13 protein-coding genes are annotated in these 15,701 nt (G+C 55.3%); 9 read left to right on the top strand and 4 right to left on the bottom strand.

Annotated elements, in window-relative coordinates; all coding sequences use genetic code 11:
* Positions 1–194: 194 nt before the first annotated feature.
* From V8686_RS11000 to V8686_RS10970, 7 genes are all read left to right on the top strand, one after another.
* Positions 195–1,742, top strand: a complete 1,548-nt coding sequence (locus tag V8686_RS11000) for a metallophosphoesterase family protein (RefSeq protein WP_379704112.1) — start codon at positions 195–197, stop codon at positions 1,740–1,742.
* On the top strand, positions 1,739–4,453 hold the full coding sequence (locus V8686_RS10995) for an AAA family ATPase (protein ID WP_379704110.1): 2,715 nt from the start codon (positions 1,739–1,741) through the stop codon (positions 4,451–4,453). The genes V8686_RS11000 and V8686_RS10995 overlap by 4 nt, the downstream gene beginning before the upstream one ends.
* Positions 4,453–5,727 carry a DNA double-strand break repair nuclease NurA gene (locus V8686_RS10990; protein WP_379704108.1) on the top strand — a complete coding sequence of 425 codons (1,275 nt, stop codon included), beginning with the start codon at positions 4,453–4,455 and terminating at the stop codon, positions 5,725–5,727. Before V8686_RS10995 ends, V8686_RS10990 begins: the two co-directional genes overlap by 1 nt.
* Before the next feature lie 163 nt (positions 5,728–5,890).
* Positions 5,891–6,571, top strand: a complete 681-nt coding sequence (locus V8686_RS10985) for a hypothetical protein (RefSeq protein WP_379704106.1) — start codon at positions 5,891–5,893, stop codon at positions 6,569–6,571.
* Entirely contained in the window at positions 6,568–8,295 is a 1,728-nt protein-coding gene (locus V8686_RS10980) for an ATP-binding protein (RefSeq protein ID WP_379704105.1), read from the top strand. The genes V8686_RS10985 and V8686_RS10980 overlap by 4 nt, the downstream gene beginning before the upstream one ends.
* A 155-nt stretch (positions 8,296–8,450) precedes the next feature.
* The gene (locus V8686_RS10975; RefSeq protein ID WP_379704103.1) at positions 8,451–8,759 is read left to right on the top strand and encodes a hypothetical protein; all 309 of its coding nucleotides are present in this window, start codon (positions 8,451–8,453) and stop codon (positions 8,757–8,759) included.
* 281 nt (positions 8,760–9,040) lie between these two features.
* Entirely contained in the window at positions 9,041–9,310 is a 270-nt protein-coding gene (locus V8686_RS10970) for a hypothetical protein (RefSeq protein WP_379704102.1), read from the top strand.
* Positions 9,311–9,548: 238 nt separating this feature from the next.
* Here V8686_RS10970 and V8686_RS10965 read toward each other — a convergent pair whose 3' ends face one another.
* The 4 genes from V8686_RS10965 to V8686_RS10950 all read right to left on the bottom strand — a co-directional run bounded on the left by V8686_RS10965 (position 9,549) and on the right by V8686_RS10950 (position 12,874).
* Positions 9,549–9,782, bottom strand: a complete 234-nt coding sequence (locus V8686_RS10965; RefSeq protein WP_136361833.1) for a hypothetical protein — start codon at positions 9,780–9,782, stop codon at positions 9,549–9,551.
* Positions 9,783–10,860: 1,078 nt separating this feature from the next.
* A complete protein-coding gene (locus tag V8686_RS10960) occupies positions 10,861–11,424 on the bottom strand; it encodes a hypothetical protein (RefSeq protein ID WP_103992111.1) in 564 nt (187 codons plus the stop codon).
* Positions 11,425–11,484: 60 nt separating this feature from the next.
* Complete coding sequence (gvpO, locus tag V8686_RS10955) at positions 11,485–12,273, bottom strand: gas vesicle protein GvpO, halophile-type (protein ID WP_379704100.1); 789 nt, start codon at positions 12,271–12,273, stop codon at positions 11,485–11,487.
* A gap of 31 nt (positions 12,274–12,304) precedes the next feature.
* Entirely contained in the window at positions 12,305–12,874 is a 570-nt protein-coding gene (locus tag V8686_RS10950; protein WP_379704099.1) for a hypothetical protein, read from the bottom strand.
* A gap of 314 nt (positions 12,875–13,188) precedes the next feature.
* On the opposite strand from V8686_RS10950, the gene V8686_RS10945 reads away from it, so the two are divergent.
* Positions 13,189–13,845, top strand: a complete 657-nt coding sequence (locus V8686_RS10945; protein WP_379704097.1) for a hypothetical protein — start codon at positions 13,189–13,191, stop codon at positions 13,843–13,845.
* Between the two features lie 219 nt (positions 13,846–14,064).
* Entirely contained in the window at positions 14,065–15,687 is a 1,623-nt protein-coding gene (locus V8686_RS10940) for a hypothetical protein (RefSeq protein WP_379704095.1), read from the top strand.
* Positions 15,688–15,701 lie beyond the last annotated feature (14 nt).

Here is a 15,701-nt window from a genome sequence, read left to right as displayed (position 1 = left end):
CCAGTAGCCTCAGCTCGCGACTACTTCCACCTCGGTCGGCGTGGCGTTAAGTGGCATCACTCTGAAATCCGTAATCAGCCCAACTTTCGGGGTCACTCCGAATTCAGTGTGTGGGGCAAGCCTGCGCAAAGGTTTGCAATATCGGCCTCGTTGGGGGGAGTACCATCGGAAAGCACTCAATCGAATCAAAATCTATGAACATCGCACATCTGGCCGATATCCATCTCGGCCACCGACAATACGGTCTTAAACAGCGAGAGGACGACATGTCCAACTCGTTCAGAGCAACGCTCCGGCTCATCCTCAAGCAGGACCCAGATGCCATCCTGCTTCCCGGAGACCTGTTCCACTCGCGGGACTTGCGCCCGAAAATTCTGGAAGAGGCGGAGCGGGGGCTTGAACTGGTTCCCGACGAGGTACCAGTCGTCGTTTCGCGGGGTAATCACGACGAGAATCTCACACCACGGGAGGTGACGTGGCTTAACTACCTCCATCGGCGGGAACATATCGTCCTCCTCGAAGCGGATCTCGATGCTACTCCGGAGGCTGCTGAGTTCACACCGTACGGAGACCAGTCCGAAACGGGCAGTGCGGGGTTCTACGATATCGAGACCGAGTCAGGCACTGGTCGGGTATTCGGTCTGCAGTGGCGTGGTGCTCGAACAGATGCCGCTCTTGAGAAGGTGGCTGGCGGAATCGAGTCAACGAATGAAGAGTACGGCGAGCCGGACTACACGATACTCCTCGGTCACTTCGGACTCGAAGACGAAGTCCCGTCGCTCGGAGGGAACATCACGCACGCGGAACTCCGCGATGTGAGAGAAGTCGTTGACTATCTCGCGCTGGGTCACATCCACAAGCGGTACGATTCGGGTGGTTGGATCTACAATCCCGGCTCTCCGGAAGCACATTCGACGCGCGAGGCACGAGACGACTGGGACCACGGCTACTACTCGATCGAACTCGATACCGCGGGAGACGGGTACGATGGACCGGGAGCGCTCGAACATAGCGTCGAGCACCACCACGCTCGTCGACGCCCGTACTTCAGCCCCCCAGCGTTCGATGTCACCTCGTACGATTCGTTCGGCGAACTGCGGGAAGCTTTCCACGACCACATCGATGCGCAACGTGGCTCGCTTGAGGCCGAGCTTCACGAGGAGGAGTTCACCAAGGGAGGTGACCTGCGCCAGCCGATGGTCGACCTTCAGTTCGAGGGGACGCTCCAGTTCGACCGGGGTGACCTTACGATCGAGGAACTTGTCGAGTGGACGGAGGAAGCATACGACGCGCTCTACGTCCAGACGAACACCAGCCGGATCACCTCCGCCGAGATCGAAGAACTCCTCTCTGAGATAGACGATGACGAGGTGTTCGTTGACGGGCGGCTACGAACGGAAGCCCTCGAAAAGCGTGTCTTCGAGACCATTGCATCAGAGTCCCAGTACAGCGACTACGCGGAGGAGGTCGCCTCGTTGCTCGGTGATGCCCACCGAATGGCGAAGGGTGGAGAGGCTGCCGAGGACATCGCGGACATCGTAACAGAGCGTCGACGCGAGTTGTTCCCGCACGCCACGGAGAGCGTGTCGATAGATGTTCCAGAGGACCCTTTCGCTAGCGACGACCAACAGGAGCTTGCCGACAGCGTTTCTGGGGAGACACCAGACGACCGCAGCTCCACTGAGGAGAGCACGAGCGATACCGGAGAGATTCCCAGCACCGACGGGGGTGATCGCCAATGAGAATTAAAGAGGTCACTCTGGAGAATGTCAAGTCCTACGAGGAGAAGACGAGTATCAATCTACAGGGGGGCGTCACGGCCATCCTCGGTGAGAACGGCTCCGGGAAGTCGACGATACAGGAAGCAATCGGTTTCGCTCTCTTCGACTCACTACCGTTCAACAACAACAAGTTCGTTCGTGAGGGGGCGTCCTCTGGGACAGTCGAGGTCGTCATCGAATTCGGTCAGGGAGATGACGTGGAGGTGTACAGAGTGACTCGTTCCGCTGGTCGCTCGAACTACGGTGTCGCGCGCTATGACGAGCCGAACGACGAGTGGGTGAGTCAGGATATCGACTCGAAGAGCGCCTTGATCGATTGGCTCTGTGCTCGGTTCGATCTGGACAGCAAGGACGACTTACAGAGTCTCTGGAAGTCGTGTGTCGGAGTCCCTCAGACCCGATTCCTCGCCGACTTCGCACAGACACCACGCAATCGGAAGTCCACCTTCGATGAACTCCTTGGTGTCGATGCATACGAGGAGTCGTTCAAAGGCGCTCTGAAGCAAGTTCCAGATACAATCGAGGCAGAGCAAGAAGATGTACGAGGCGAGATTCAGCAACTGACGGGGGAGGTACAGGAGCTCCCGGCTAAACGCTCGAAGAAAGCCGACCTAGAAGACCAAATCCAGTCAATCTCTACGGAGATCGAGGAAACGAAAACCGAACTCAGTGAAGTCAACGAAGAGTTCGACGAGCTGGACAGCGTCAAGGACCGGATCGAGGAGTTGGATACGGAGATTGCCCAACTGGAACAGGAGATCGGCGCGAAGGAGGACGCTCTGGAGACCGCAAAGTCGGAACTCACGAAGGCGCGTGAATCCGCCCAGAATTGCAAGGAGGCGGCGGAAGGACACGAGGAATACGAGGAAGCAAAGGAGCGGGAAGAGGGGCTCAGCGAGCGGAAGAAAGAGCTCGACGCGCTCGAAGATCAACTCTCGGAGCAGGAAGCCAGACGCCAGCGCCTGAAGGACAAGAAGGAGACGCTACGAGAGCAGGCAGAGAAACACCAAGAGGCCAAGGAGAGCCTCGAAAAGTACGAACAGGAGAAGGAACTTTACGAGACGTTAGGGGAGAAGATATCTGACCTCGAAAGCGATGAGAAGACGATCGACCGACTGGAGGGCGAGATAGATGACCTCGACGATGAGGCACACGAGGCACTACTGGAGCTTCGAGAGAAAGAAGAGCTCATCGCGGAGATTGAGGCAGAGGGAAAGGATGCCCCGGATACCGACGAACTCCGGGACGAGATAGGGGACGAGCGAGCGGAACGAAAGTCGCTCGGGGCAGAGAAGGAAGACATCGAAGAACATCTCTCGATTCTGCGAGACGCCGACTCCGATGCCCCGTGTCCAACGTGTGGGAAATCGTTGGATCCGGAGGACCGTGAGGAGAGAATCGATGAGCAAGAGGCCCGGTTGAAAGAGATCGAATCCGAGCGCGCCCAGCTGAAGGAGAGAATCGACCAGCTCCAAGAGGACCTCACAGAAGCTGAGCGAGTCGAGGATCGCGTATCGAAGTTAGACATCCACCGTGAATCAGTTGCCGAATTAGAAAGCGAGCTGGCTGACCTCCGGAGTGAGCGAATGGAGAAGGAGAAAACGATCGCCCAGCTCGAAGAGGAAGTCGAGAACCTGCCGTCGATTCGGGAGGAGCACACCTCGCTCGAGGATGCGAAGGATGCGTACTACCAAGCAAAGGCCCGCGTGGAGGACTACTCCGACGCTCCTGAGGAGTTAGAGGAACTCAAGGGGAGAATCGAAGACACTCTTGAGGAGATAGAGCAGACTGAGGAAGAGCTGACCGAGTACGCCGGTGTCGAGCAGGAGTTGGAGCAAGTCAGAACCACACTCGGAAAACACGAGGAGGACTACAAGAAGTACGAGCGGAACAAGCAAGCGGCAGAACAGCTTGAAGAGCGAGAGCAAGCCGTCGAGACTCTGAAAGACGAAATCGAGGGGCTGGAGGGCGAGAACCGAGAGCTGGAAGACAAGCTTTCCGAGCGGCAGGAAGAGTTCGACCCCGAGGAACACAAGCGGCTTGAAAAGCGGGCTGACACGCTCGACGATGAGATAACGAAACTGAGCGTCCAGAAGAGCGAACGGGAAGAACAACTTGAGGAAGTCAGCGCTGAAGTCGGGCGTCTGGAAGACAAACTGGAGGAGCGATCCGAGAAGGTCGAAACGCTACGTGACCTCACAGCAGACCATAATTTCGCCACGTGGGTCCGGAAGAACGTCCGCAAGGCTGGTCCGAAGATGCGCGAGGTAATCACCAGCAGGATTGGCGCACGGGCGAATTCCATCTTCCGGTCGATTCGGGGACGAAACACAGAGCAACTTGAATGGACATCGGACTACGACATCGTCGTTGTCGATGCTGATGTCCGAAAATCGTTCTCGACACTCTCAGGCGGTGAGAAGATGGCAGCAGCGCTTGCAGTGCGGCTGGCAATCCTCGAACAGATGTCGGGGCTGGGAATCGCGTTCCTCGACGAACCGACAGCGAATCTGGACCAGCAAAAGAAGGCCAACCTCGTGGAGCAGCTAAACGGACTCGATGCCTTCGAACAGCTCACCGTCATCAGCCACGACTCGACCTTCGAAACAATGACCGACCACAGCATTATTGTCGAGAAGCCAGAGCAGACTTCGGAGGTGGTGAGTGACTGATGCCGCTCGATAGAGCAGGGGTGGCGGCTGCCCTCGATGCGAATATCGACACGATTCGTACGTACGTCGAAGATGACAGCGATCTCATCGAACGGTATCAGGAGGCGTTCTGGGACCTTCCAACGATGGGAACAGCGGAAGAGCTCCGGTCGGAGCTGTCACGATTCTCGTACCCGGGGGCGGTTCCCGTCGAAGCGTTCGACAAGTGCGACTCGCTCATCAATCACCACGCGCCGTCGGACGAATGGGAAAGCCACGAGGCAGTAAACGACTGGGCTCGTGACCTTCTGATGGACGTTCCGATGCTGGCGGCTGACGGGTCAGAAATCCCACCGACGACGCAGTTCAATGTCCCTCTCGCGTACGTTCAAGCAGCGTGGTGTCTCAATCACCATAGCCCGGAAGGGGAACTGGAGCGAGCGCGCGAAGGTAAGCTGCTGGGTCCAATGGACGTGACCCGTACTGGGGGCGAGGAAGGTGGTGAGGAGTACAGATTCGTCGATAGCTCGTTGGTCGGGTTACACCGATACGAGCACGAGGCGGAGGTGCTCGTAGACCAGATCGAGGAACTTGCAGCGACCTTCGAAGCTGGTAACTCAGATCAGCCACCGATTGTCCTCTACGACGGGCCATTAGTCGTCTCGTTTGCCAACCCGAAGCGCCCGGCGGTCCGAACACGATATCTCGAAGCAGTCAGTCGAATCCTCGCGGCGAGTCAACATCACGAAATCCCCGTCGTTGGATACGTTGCTGGCACGAATGCTGTCGAGCTCTCGAAGATGACGCGGCTCCTCCTACAGGAGGAGTTCGGTAGCGACCGGACGGTTCCAGACGCACGCATACTCGCGGGCATGATGAGTCCGTGGGGTGATTCGACGATTCCGTTTATGTGCCGCCGTGACGGCAGTGTAGACGGGCTAGAGACTTCGTACAAGGGGCGAGAATACACCTTCGGGAACGAGATCTACTTTAGCTACCTCAAGGTTCCACCGGGGGCAGGTCTGGATAGGCTGGAGTTCCCGGGATGGATGCTAAACGCAGATGGGCCAGCTCACCACGAGAATCTGTACGAGTATACGCTCGCGATGAGCCGTGCAGAAGCAGGGGTTGGGCGGGGGTATCCGGAGGTTCTGCAGCAGGCCGATACCGACGCAGTCCTCAACCATCGTGACCGACAGCAGTTCCTTCGACTCCTCCAGAAGTGGGGAGAGGAGAACGACGTACCAATAGAGTGGGATGCGAAGGCCCTCAGTAAGGAGCTTCGACGACGATGACGCCTACAGTCGCCCAACTGAGCCTGAAGACTACGGCTGAGAGGGACCCCGCAAAATCGAGAACTAATGGAGTTTCCATTAGTGCCGCATCGGCGGGTGACCGCCCCGTATCGCACCATCTCGGTAGTGGAGCCGTCACCTCCACACCCCATATATACCACCCATGAGTTCCCAATCCACAGAAGACACCGGAAGCGAGGAGAGTAGCCATATTGACGACTGTCTTGCCATCGGTAGCATCGTCAATTCGAACAGCCACATGGACTACACGGTCGAGATATTCAACGAGACCGACCGTGACCGCCCACCTGAGCCTCACGAGTGCGGCTTTGGCCAGCCAGTCTTCATCCACAAGACCATCGATGGAACCGAGTACATCATCATGGGGGTCATCTACGACACCCAGCTTGTCGACCCAGATCAGGGACGGTCGGGGCCACGGCTTGCACAGGGCGATCAACCCCAATTCACGCCGGGCTACGTTGAGGAGCGGACAACACTCGCGGGAGTTGCCCTCCTCGGTACAGCCGAGGTAACCGAGAGCGGGACGGTCGAATCCCCGAGCCACGAGATGCCTCGATGGACGCTCGCAGTTGACGATGTAGTCGAGCAGTGTCCGGATGAAGTCACGCGGATCTTCCACACCGGCACGGATGGAGGCCTCCAGATAGCCTACATTGAGCGGCTATTAGACGTGGCCGGGCCACTCGGGGCAGAAGTCACGCTCGCCATCGTAGAGCGGCTCCGGGATTTGTTCTCCGAAGATGCACATCAACGAGTATTGGACGTGGTCGAGAAGGACGTACGCTGGCAATCCTCCGTTGACCGGGGGGTGATGCAATGAGTTCCATCGACTCAACGGCCTCCACAGGGGGAGGTGGAAAGGAACCCATCGGGACGGTCGCGGGACCCGGAGAAGGTCCGAACGAATTCATCGTCGTCACGCCAGACGAGCAGGCGGTCAAGACTGGGGAGTTCATCACGTACGCAGTCCCTGTCGAAGGAACCGACAGAGATGTCATCGCACGGGTGACCAATCGCGAACAGACCAGAGGGCTACCTGAGACGTTCATGGCAGACCCGAACGTCGCCCCGGAGACTGTCGCATCGACACTCGGTGTTCCGACGGATGAAATCGATCTCTATCGGCTTGAGGCGACAGTCATCGGATTTTACGATACGGCGATGCAGACGTTCTCAAATCCACGCCAGCTCCCGAGTCCGGGAACTCGTCTGTGGACTGCCCCCAACGAAATGTTGGAGGCGATACTCCCGAACCTTGGGGTCGACGAGGAGGCAGCAATTGATGCAAGTGGGTCGATCGACCTCAGTCGCGTCGACGTGGAAGATCGGGAAGGCCTCGCACACATGGGTTGGCTCCTCAACCGAGAGGCGAATGCGGTCGACATTCACGTCCCAATCGACGAGTTCGCGGCTACCCACCTCGCGATCCTCGCCTCTACAGGCTCCGGGAAGTCGTATACAGCGGGCGTTCTGATGGAAGAGATGATGATGCCCGACTCGCGGGCATCGTTACTCGTCTTCGACCCGCACGGCGAGTACGGGACGCTCTCTGAGATGCGTGGTGACGAGACGTTCTCCGATAAGGGGTACCAGCCGGAAGTGGAGTATTTCGACCCAGAAAACCTGCGTATCCGCATCTCGGAGTTGAACGTTGGGGACGTGATGTCCATTCTCGATAATCCAAGCGATCGGATGCAGGAGCGGTTGGACGGTGGATGGCGCGCAATGCAACGGCGAGAGTCGCGAACGTGGGGGGTGGATGACCTGCTTGACGAGATGCGTCAGCAGTACGGGGAGGACGACTCCAGTGTAGGTGCGTTAGAGTGGCGACTCCGACGGTCGATCCAGCGAAACGACCTCTTCACCACAGACGCGAATGTCCCCCTTGACGACTTAGTGGCTCCCGGGCGATGTACGGTCCTCCAGATGGACACCCTGAGCCGCCGCGATCAGCAGATGATTGCGACCGTTCTCCTGCGTCGCCTGTATCAGGCACGGCTAGCAGCGGTTCGGAACCGTGGAGAGGACGACGCGTATGACGGTGAGATTATCAGACATCCGCTGTTCGCCCTCTTCGAGGAAGGCCACCGATTCGCCCCCGCGACTGGTGAGGCCCCGTCACTTGGGATTATGCGAACCATTACATCTGAAGGTCGGAAGTTCGGATTCGGACTGGGAATCATCAGTCAGCGTCCGTCGAAGATCAACCAAGACGTACTGTCACAGTGTGGGACGCAAGTGACGATGCAAATCAAGAATCCCACTGACCAAGATGCAATCAAGAACAGCGTTGAGGCTGCTGGTGAAGAGGTGCTCCGGGAACTTCCCGGACTGACTCCGGGACAAGCAGTCGTCTCGGGGGATTCGATGAACACGCCAGTGCTGATTCAGGTGAGAGAGCGCCATACCCGCCACGGGGCTGACAGCATCCCAGCGACTTCACAGTGGCAGCAAGCACATGAAGAGCAACGACAGCAGCCGAGCCGAGCAGAAGCTGCTGATATGGGTGGTGGTGAATCAACAGGAGAAGAAGATCTGTTGTAGCCTGCTCCCGAACACTTCCCAGTGCGATATCCAATGCCCAAATTTGAAAGATACTGTATTGTGGGACCACTATAACAGCCCAATACACACAATATTCTCGAAGATATTAGAAAATTTGGAGAAACTATATTACCGAATGCACACTACTCTGAGATATGTCTAAGAAAGACATAGACGAAATGACGGACGAGGAACGGATTCAGAAGGCAATCGAGAACCTCGAACAGGTACAGGTTCAACTGGCCGAGATTCCGAGTCTGATGTTCTCTGATGGAGGAGACCTGTACCCCGATCAAAAGGGCTTGGTTTCGATTCTTCGGTTACTAACAGAGTCGACTGTAGAGTCGTTCGAAAACCGGTTTACCGGTGAAGATGACAGTCCCCGGGTCGAGTACGCCACCAAACTACTCTGGGAGATTCACGAAGACCCGACCTTCCGGGAACTGAACCTGCCCGAAGCCTAAGCGCCTCTAGAACCCCGTACACCTGCGGGACAACTCCAGATGAAAATCTGATTTGACGCCTCAAACTCCTTCTACGTCATCCGCTCGTGGTAATCGACGACTCGCTCAATAAACAGTTCGTACTCCTTACCCAACCGGTCGGCCAGTACGATACACGGAACGCCGAGAGCACGAACGAATGAGGCAGAACAGATTTCCTCCCCGTCCACCGCAGCCAGATACTGACGGTGGAGGCCCTGATCCTCACTTATCTGGGTAATAGCCTTCAGTAAACGCAGAGGGTGCCCCCTGAACTCGCGTGGTTCGTCGTCTCCGACTATTACGACCCCGATTCGTGTCGGATCAGGAGTCAGGGAGAGTTCCTGCAGGGTTGCCTCTCTATGGCCTTTGTTACTAGAGTCGGCACGTCGCTCGGCTACAAACGCGTGATGTTGGAGGTATCGCTGAGCGTACGGTTCAACCTCTGCCTGACAGCGGACTCGACCGAAATCATCGAGAGCGGTGCGAAACGCTGCGTGCCAGTCTGGAGTTGCCTCCTTGGGGCGTACTGAACTATGGGTAGTCGTCTCGACCAGCGCGTCGCCAAGAGAGGGGGTCAGCTTTCCTTTAGTCGAAGCATGGACCGACTTCCACTCTTCATTCGTGTTTCGAAGATAGCTCCACCCCACCTCTGAACCGAATTGGCGAAGACTGAGGACCTGTGGAATCTCCGTGTCCTCGATACAGCGTACGTTAGTAGCCTCAATTATCGCCCGAACCCGAGGAGGTAGTTCAGTCACGGTAATGGACTCAGTCGCCCTTCCTTGCTGGTATCGAGTCGTCGAGGTCCAGAAGTCGCCGGGCTTTCTCATCGGGGAGCCACAATTCGCCTTCTTTCCGAACCCAGTTTTTCTGCTCAAATCGGCGTAGCATTATCGCAACTGAGACAAGCTCACCGCCTTCGAACGGTAGTTCTTCAAGCCGAAACGAACCCTCGTGCTTCAGAGTCTCTAGTACCGTTTCCCACGCTTTGTCAGTCAACATTGCTAGCGAATAGGACCGGATTGAATATAGCTGAGTCAGTTTATACAGGATATTCGGATCTGGATTAAACCATTGCAGTCGGTCGTCGTGGGCTCTAATATGACCGACAGAGGTCCACGTCTAACAGATGGCCATCTTGAGTACACGAGGATATCTGGACAGTGGTATCGGTGTACTCTCTGCAAAACTGTAGTCTCGGCCCGTGAGATATCCGAACTACTCCACTACCACCGATGCAGTGCCTTGAAGAGATAACTCGTCTCCCGACAGCCGTTACTGAATCCGCATTCCGGGAGGAGCGCATTCGATGCAGTATAACACGGTACCTGTACTGAGTCGTTCCTCGCCGTCGAAGGATTCCCAGCTAGCTTGGAGACACCGGTCATCAGAATCAATCCTCGTCCCACAATCCGAACAGTTTGTAGGGGCCAGCCTACGTTGTCGTCGCCACTCTCTCAAGATCTCGTTCGCAGTACGGTCCTCCTCGCTGACTACGTCAGTACGCTCCAACCACTCATTCCAATCCAATGTCGTAACGTCGTCCTCCTCCCTGTCCTCGTTCATCGATAATCCGCGAAAACTTTCGCGTGGGACCTCTCTTGTAGCCACTCGTATTCTGTATGGGCTGTACTAACTACGGTTGATAGCTCATCGTCGGAACCCCCGATTACAAGAACCGTGATTTCGCCGTCTTGTAGCAAGCAATGTGAATCCATCACCCTCTCAAAACGGCTAGGTGGGCTTAACAGAGAGAGTTCAATTCATACATATCTATGACGGATAATTGCCGAAGGAGTAGAGTGGGACCCCTCAAGTAAAATAGAACACCATAGACGGACAGATCGTCGGCATCACAACAATGGGGTTCGGCTCGTATCTGGGAGTGTTTCCCTTACTGATGAAGTGCTACTCGGTCGCTACTACAATCAGGGTATGGAAAATGGGATCCGGGGAGTGGTCAGAGATCGGCGAAACGACTGGGAATTCCTTCGAGAGCGAGGATATTCTCCGTAGCAAGACCACAGCGATGAGAGCCAAGCAGCAGTATAATAGACTGTTGACTGTATGTTGCTGCGGCTCAACGAAGATGCTCTAAAATCTGGAGGAAGCGGAACGCCGGTTCGCCGTAATCCTTCTTGTCATCGGCGGCGAGTTCTCGTAGGTCCTCAACACGGTCGGTGTACTCCCCGTTGATTATCATCTCAATATCGTGGTTGTATTCTGCCTCAAATTCTGCCGCGAGTTGATCAAGGCCATCTGTCAGGTACCCGCGCGGGAGGACCGGCGACCAGAGCTGGAATACATATTGGTCAGCGTCGTCAAAGACCTCCGTGACGTATTCGTGGTCCGCAGTGAACTTCTTCCACAGTTTTTCGAGCGTGTATTGGTAGTCGGTGTTTCCAAATTCGTCCCAGCGACTGGTGGATGGCTCCCCCGGGTAGATTGTTCCGTGGAGGTGAGTGATGACCTCACAGGTGTAGATGACTTGTTCCCCGTCAGTGGAGTCGATACCGATGACATCAATCTCCATCTGCTCGCCTTCTGTTTTCGATCGTTGGTTGTAGCTGACGACCTCGCAGTCGGTTACGAGCTTGTGATACGCTCCAACGATATGCTCGCCGAGTTGCGTTTCAGATACCATATCTCGAAGATTCAATCGTAGGTATACTACGTTAGTCTGGGAAATTCGAGTCTCCAGATATTAACTCGTGGGGAAGTCGTCGTCAGGGATACCAAAGATGACCACGACGACTCGGCCAGTCTCAACATCTCGGATGTAGTAGCCGCCGGGTGGCGAATCGTCTGCATCGTACTCTGGAAGGTCACCAAGAGCGCTCTCCACCTCATCCATATCCCACGACCGGGTATTCGTTTCTCGAACCCAGTCTTCGTCCTCTCCATCTGAAGCGCTCTCGACTACTAGTTGAATCGGCGACACAGGATCGATAGCCGGGTGATTCGATGGCACGACTTCTGCGTCATCTGGAATCTCATCAACAGGGATTGCGATAATCGTACGCTCGTCCTTTGGAGTCATAAAGAACGAGACACTTGATCCCGCGACGATACCGGCATAGATCCCAGCAGGTCCGAGGGGTGCCCCAGCGATCCCACCAATAAACGCACCCGCAGCGGTATTTCGAGATCGATCTCCCCCGACCTCCTCCGCTGTTTCTACAAACCGGTCTAGGAGCGTATCCAATGACGTGTCCCCGGATCTGAAGTCGTCTATAGCGTTTTCCAAGCCGGATTGCATATCAGCGAGATTCATATAGACATCACGCTGGATGTCGGAAGCCTGTGCAGCCCTCGACTCCAGTTCCGATGAGAGCCAGTTGACGATCCCGGCACTCTCTGCGGGCTGAATCTCAACGGTCTCGTAGCTCTCGTCGTGTTGGAAGCAGAATCGACCGTCTTTCGCTACTCGACTACATCTGTCCCCACTACCCGTTATCGCGATACACCGCTCTTCGTCTTCGAGGTCTGGCATAACAGAATCTTCGCCGATTCCAGTATAAATGTTAGTTTGAGCCGAGACTCCGCTGCTGTATTCGAGCGCGGTCTATTACCCAAACTACAGCTGCCCCTACACAGAAGGCAATACCGACGAAGACCGACCCAATAGCCCACAGCAGCAACTGTTGCGTTCCAACGACAGGAAGGGAAACGTCGTAAGCCAGTGCCATCGTGAATAGAGTCGTAAAGAGCGCACCCGCGATCATCAGAATCAGCCCCACACCAATGAATTGTACTGGCTGCCTTTGGAGCAATTCCGAGACAGTGAGGTCGTCGGAAACGGGTTCTACTTCAACATCCGTGGGTATTGGCCACTGAGACTTGCTGTTGCGTATCCAGTAGATACGACCACCTCCAGCAGCCGCAGAATCCAGAATCTCACGTTCTTCGAGATCACTCAGCCTGTCCCGCGTTCCCTGACTAGAGAGCCCGATCTCGTTCTGAACTCGCCGGCGCGACAGAAACGGTCGGTCACTCTCAACGAAGACTGCGACGAGATGGCTGTCCTGCACCTCTTTGCTGGCATCAAATTCCAAATCCTCCTTGATCGACGGTGGAATTTCTGCTGTCATCATTGAAGTTGTTAATCCCCAACCCTCCTCAGCGGCAGTTGGTGACCGCCAATTGGGTGTTACCAACACCCAAATTCTGATTCCCCATCAAGATACCTGCTCCCCTTACGTAGAAGCGGATGGCACACCAAACACCTCCGACACCGGACTCAAATCCGGGTCGCGTGTTTCGGAGTATCGTTACAGCAACCATCACGGGTAGTACACCCGCGCAGCGTGCACTCGCATTCGGATTCATCCCGACTATTCTCCTGTTTATCGGGGCACTTCCGCTTCATCAGCAGCAACAGTGGGTTCTAAATCTAAATGACCCAACGGTGGTACAGCTGTACCTCTCCAACTTCGTTCACGGAGATATCCCCCACCTCGCAAACAACATTCTCAGCTACCTTCTGCTTATGCTGTTCATTTTCCCATTGGCAGTGAGTGCGGGTAAGCAACGGATCCTCCGTATCGTATCGATTCTGTTTCTGACCATACTCCCTCTCCTCGTGTCGGTGTACTCAATAGCAACACTCGGCGACATGGGTGCGGAGACAGTCGTCGGATTCTCTGGCGTGATTGCTGGTTACGCTGGGGCCCTCCCGTTCTTTATCGCTTATCACGTGAACGAGAAAGTTGCTGACATCGGTGTTGAGATTGCTGGCACTAGCCTCATGGGACTGGAGTTAGGGGCGGTACTGTGGCTTGCTGGACTCCGTAGATGGTCGATAGTCCTTCTAGCCGTGCTTAGTGTAGTTGGACTCGGATTCGCCGGGTACGACCGGCAGGTTGTCGCGAAGATCGGCCGGGAATATGAAGTTCATCTGGTAGTGTATGCGCTCATACTATTCGCAGCGGTACCGGTTACGCTGTTCGTAGGTGTAGGCGCTGGTACGAACGTCTATGGCCATCTTATCGGACTTATCGGAGGTTTCCTTCTTATGTTGGGTGTGTTACTAACTCGGAGGGTAGCAATTCAAATTGTCACTTAGGTTTCATCGTATAGGGTCGGCGCGGCCTTGACAAGTGATAACTTAGATATATACTTCAAAATAATTGATGGGGCCGAGATAGGAGAGCTCCAACTTAGTTCGTGAGTAGTTCACCGTATCTGGCGACATCTTATGGAGATTCCATTAGTTCAGTCACACGCTGCGAAGCCGCAAAGAGCTCCCAATTAATACTAATCCGACAAACACACGGAATAGAGTATGGACCCCGTGGAGAAGGCACTTGAGGACGCTAGAACGTCCTCCGACGATTATGCGTTCAAATTAGCACTACACACGCTCAAGAGACAAATTGACGGGGAAATCCAGAATGAGCTCCACTACAATATCGCCCTGCTTGATTCAACTAGCGCTGAACACCCTCTCCTCGACGCGCTTCACGGGTACCAGCTGTGGGTAAGTGACCAAGATTACGAGAACGGAGCGGAGCGTGCCCTACACAAGTACGAGGAAGGTTTTGAGGAGGCTCTCGGCGAGGGATGGCTGAATGTGGCGAGTTGGGCACTCGCCTCGCTTATCGAGCTTGCAGACTCCCTGAATCACGAGAATCGAATGCAAAGAGGGGCCGAGCAAGCAGTGGAGCTACTCGAAAAACACTACTCAGGCCTCGATACAAACGAAGGTACCGCAGGGCGTGTTTTAGATGCAATCTCTGAGGCTAACCTACAGCCGATCGATAATCAAACGCTCGACCGTCTCGTTGAAATCTGTTGGACTCGGGCAGAGTATACGAACAAGAAACAAAACCATCACTCTCAACGAAAGTACCTCCGGAGGCTCCGACGAATCCAGAATCAGCGCGAGAAATCAATCGAGGACGTTGAAGAAGCTCTCATCGAGTCCTACGAAGACGAAATCGAGTTTCAGAGGACACGGGGACACCTCGTAACTGCGGCGACGATTGAAGGAGCAATTACGGAATGTGAGTCCTTCGCGGACGAGGAAACCCTCAACCGGTGGCGATTGGAAAAGCGGGAGGCAAACAAAGAAGGAATCGAGGAGGAAATGAAGTCGGTTGGTTGGGAGATATCTGACGAAGAGGCAGAGAACTTCGAGACGATTGTCTCTACCCTGATTGGGGCCTTCGAGGACATAGCTACTCAGCACTCACCAGAAGCCGCATTTATCGGCTTAGTCAAGACCCCAGTGCTGCTACCGCAACTCGAAAGGGAGGAACCGAGTCAACGTCCAGAAGAAGATTCAGACGAATTCGCGACTGCCTCGATCCACGAGATATTCCCCCGCAGACTGATGACTCACGAGGGAGACTCAGTCTCCGATGAGGTCTCGGACATAGATATCCCAGACAGTTACAACATCGATGCTCGCTTGTCGACCGCGTTGACTGCCCGGGTCGTCTACAAGCTCATCAATCAAGAGCTGATTCGTGAACATCATTTTTACACATTGCTCGAATCTATCGAGGGCGCAACGGTCGATGATAAAGCGTTCCTCACCCACTTTATCATCGCATTCTTCGAGGACCGCCACCCGGAGGCCATCCATCTCGGGATGGCTCGCCTAGAGGGGCTGATGAAGCACCAATTGGAGGCGGCAGGGACTGCAGTCACCGGGAGCAAGCGCGGTGAGGACTTGCCCAAATCCCTCGGGGGAATCGTGAATCGACTGGATGGGTTGGTAGACGACGAGTATGTGACGTACCTCCGGTTCCGGTACCACGACCTCGTGGGAGAAGCTCTACGCAACCGGATTGCCCACGGCGATCTCCGATACAAGGAAGCCCACTTCGATATCTCTGCCTCGATTCTGGTGGAGATATTCAGAAGTACCGTGTACATCAGTCAAATCGAGACTTCTGAATAGGAGATATACCCCGA

This window comes from Haloplanus litoreus (assembly GCF_045690335.1).
GTDB lineage: Archaea > Halobacteriota > Halobacteria > Halobacteriales > Haloferacaceae > Haloplanus > Haloplanus litoreus.
This window is presented reverse-complemented; position numbering and strand designations above follow the sequence as displayed.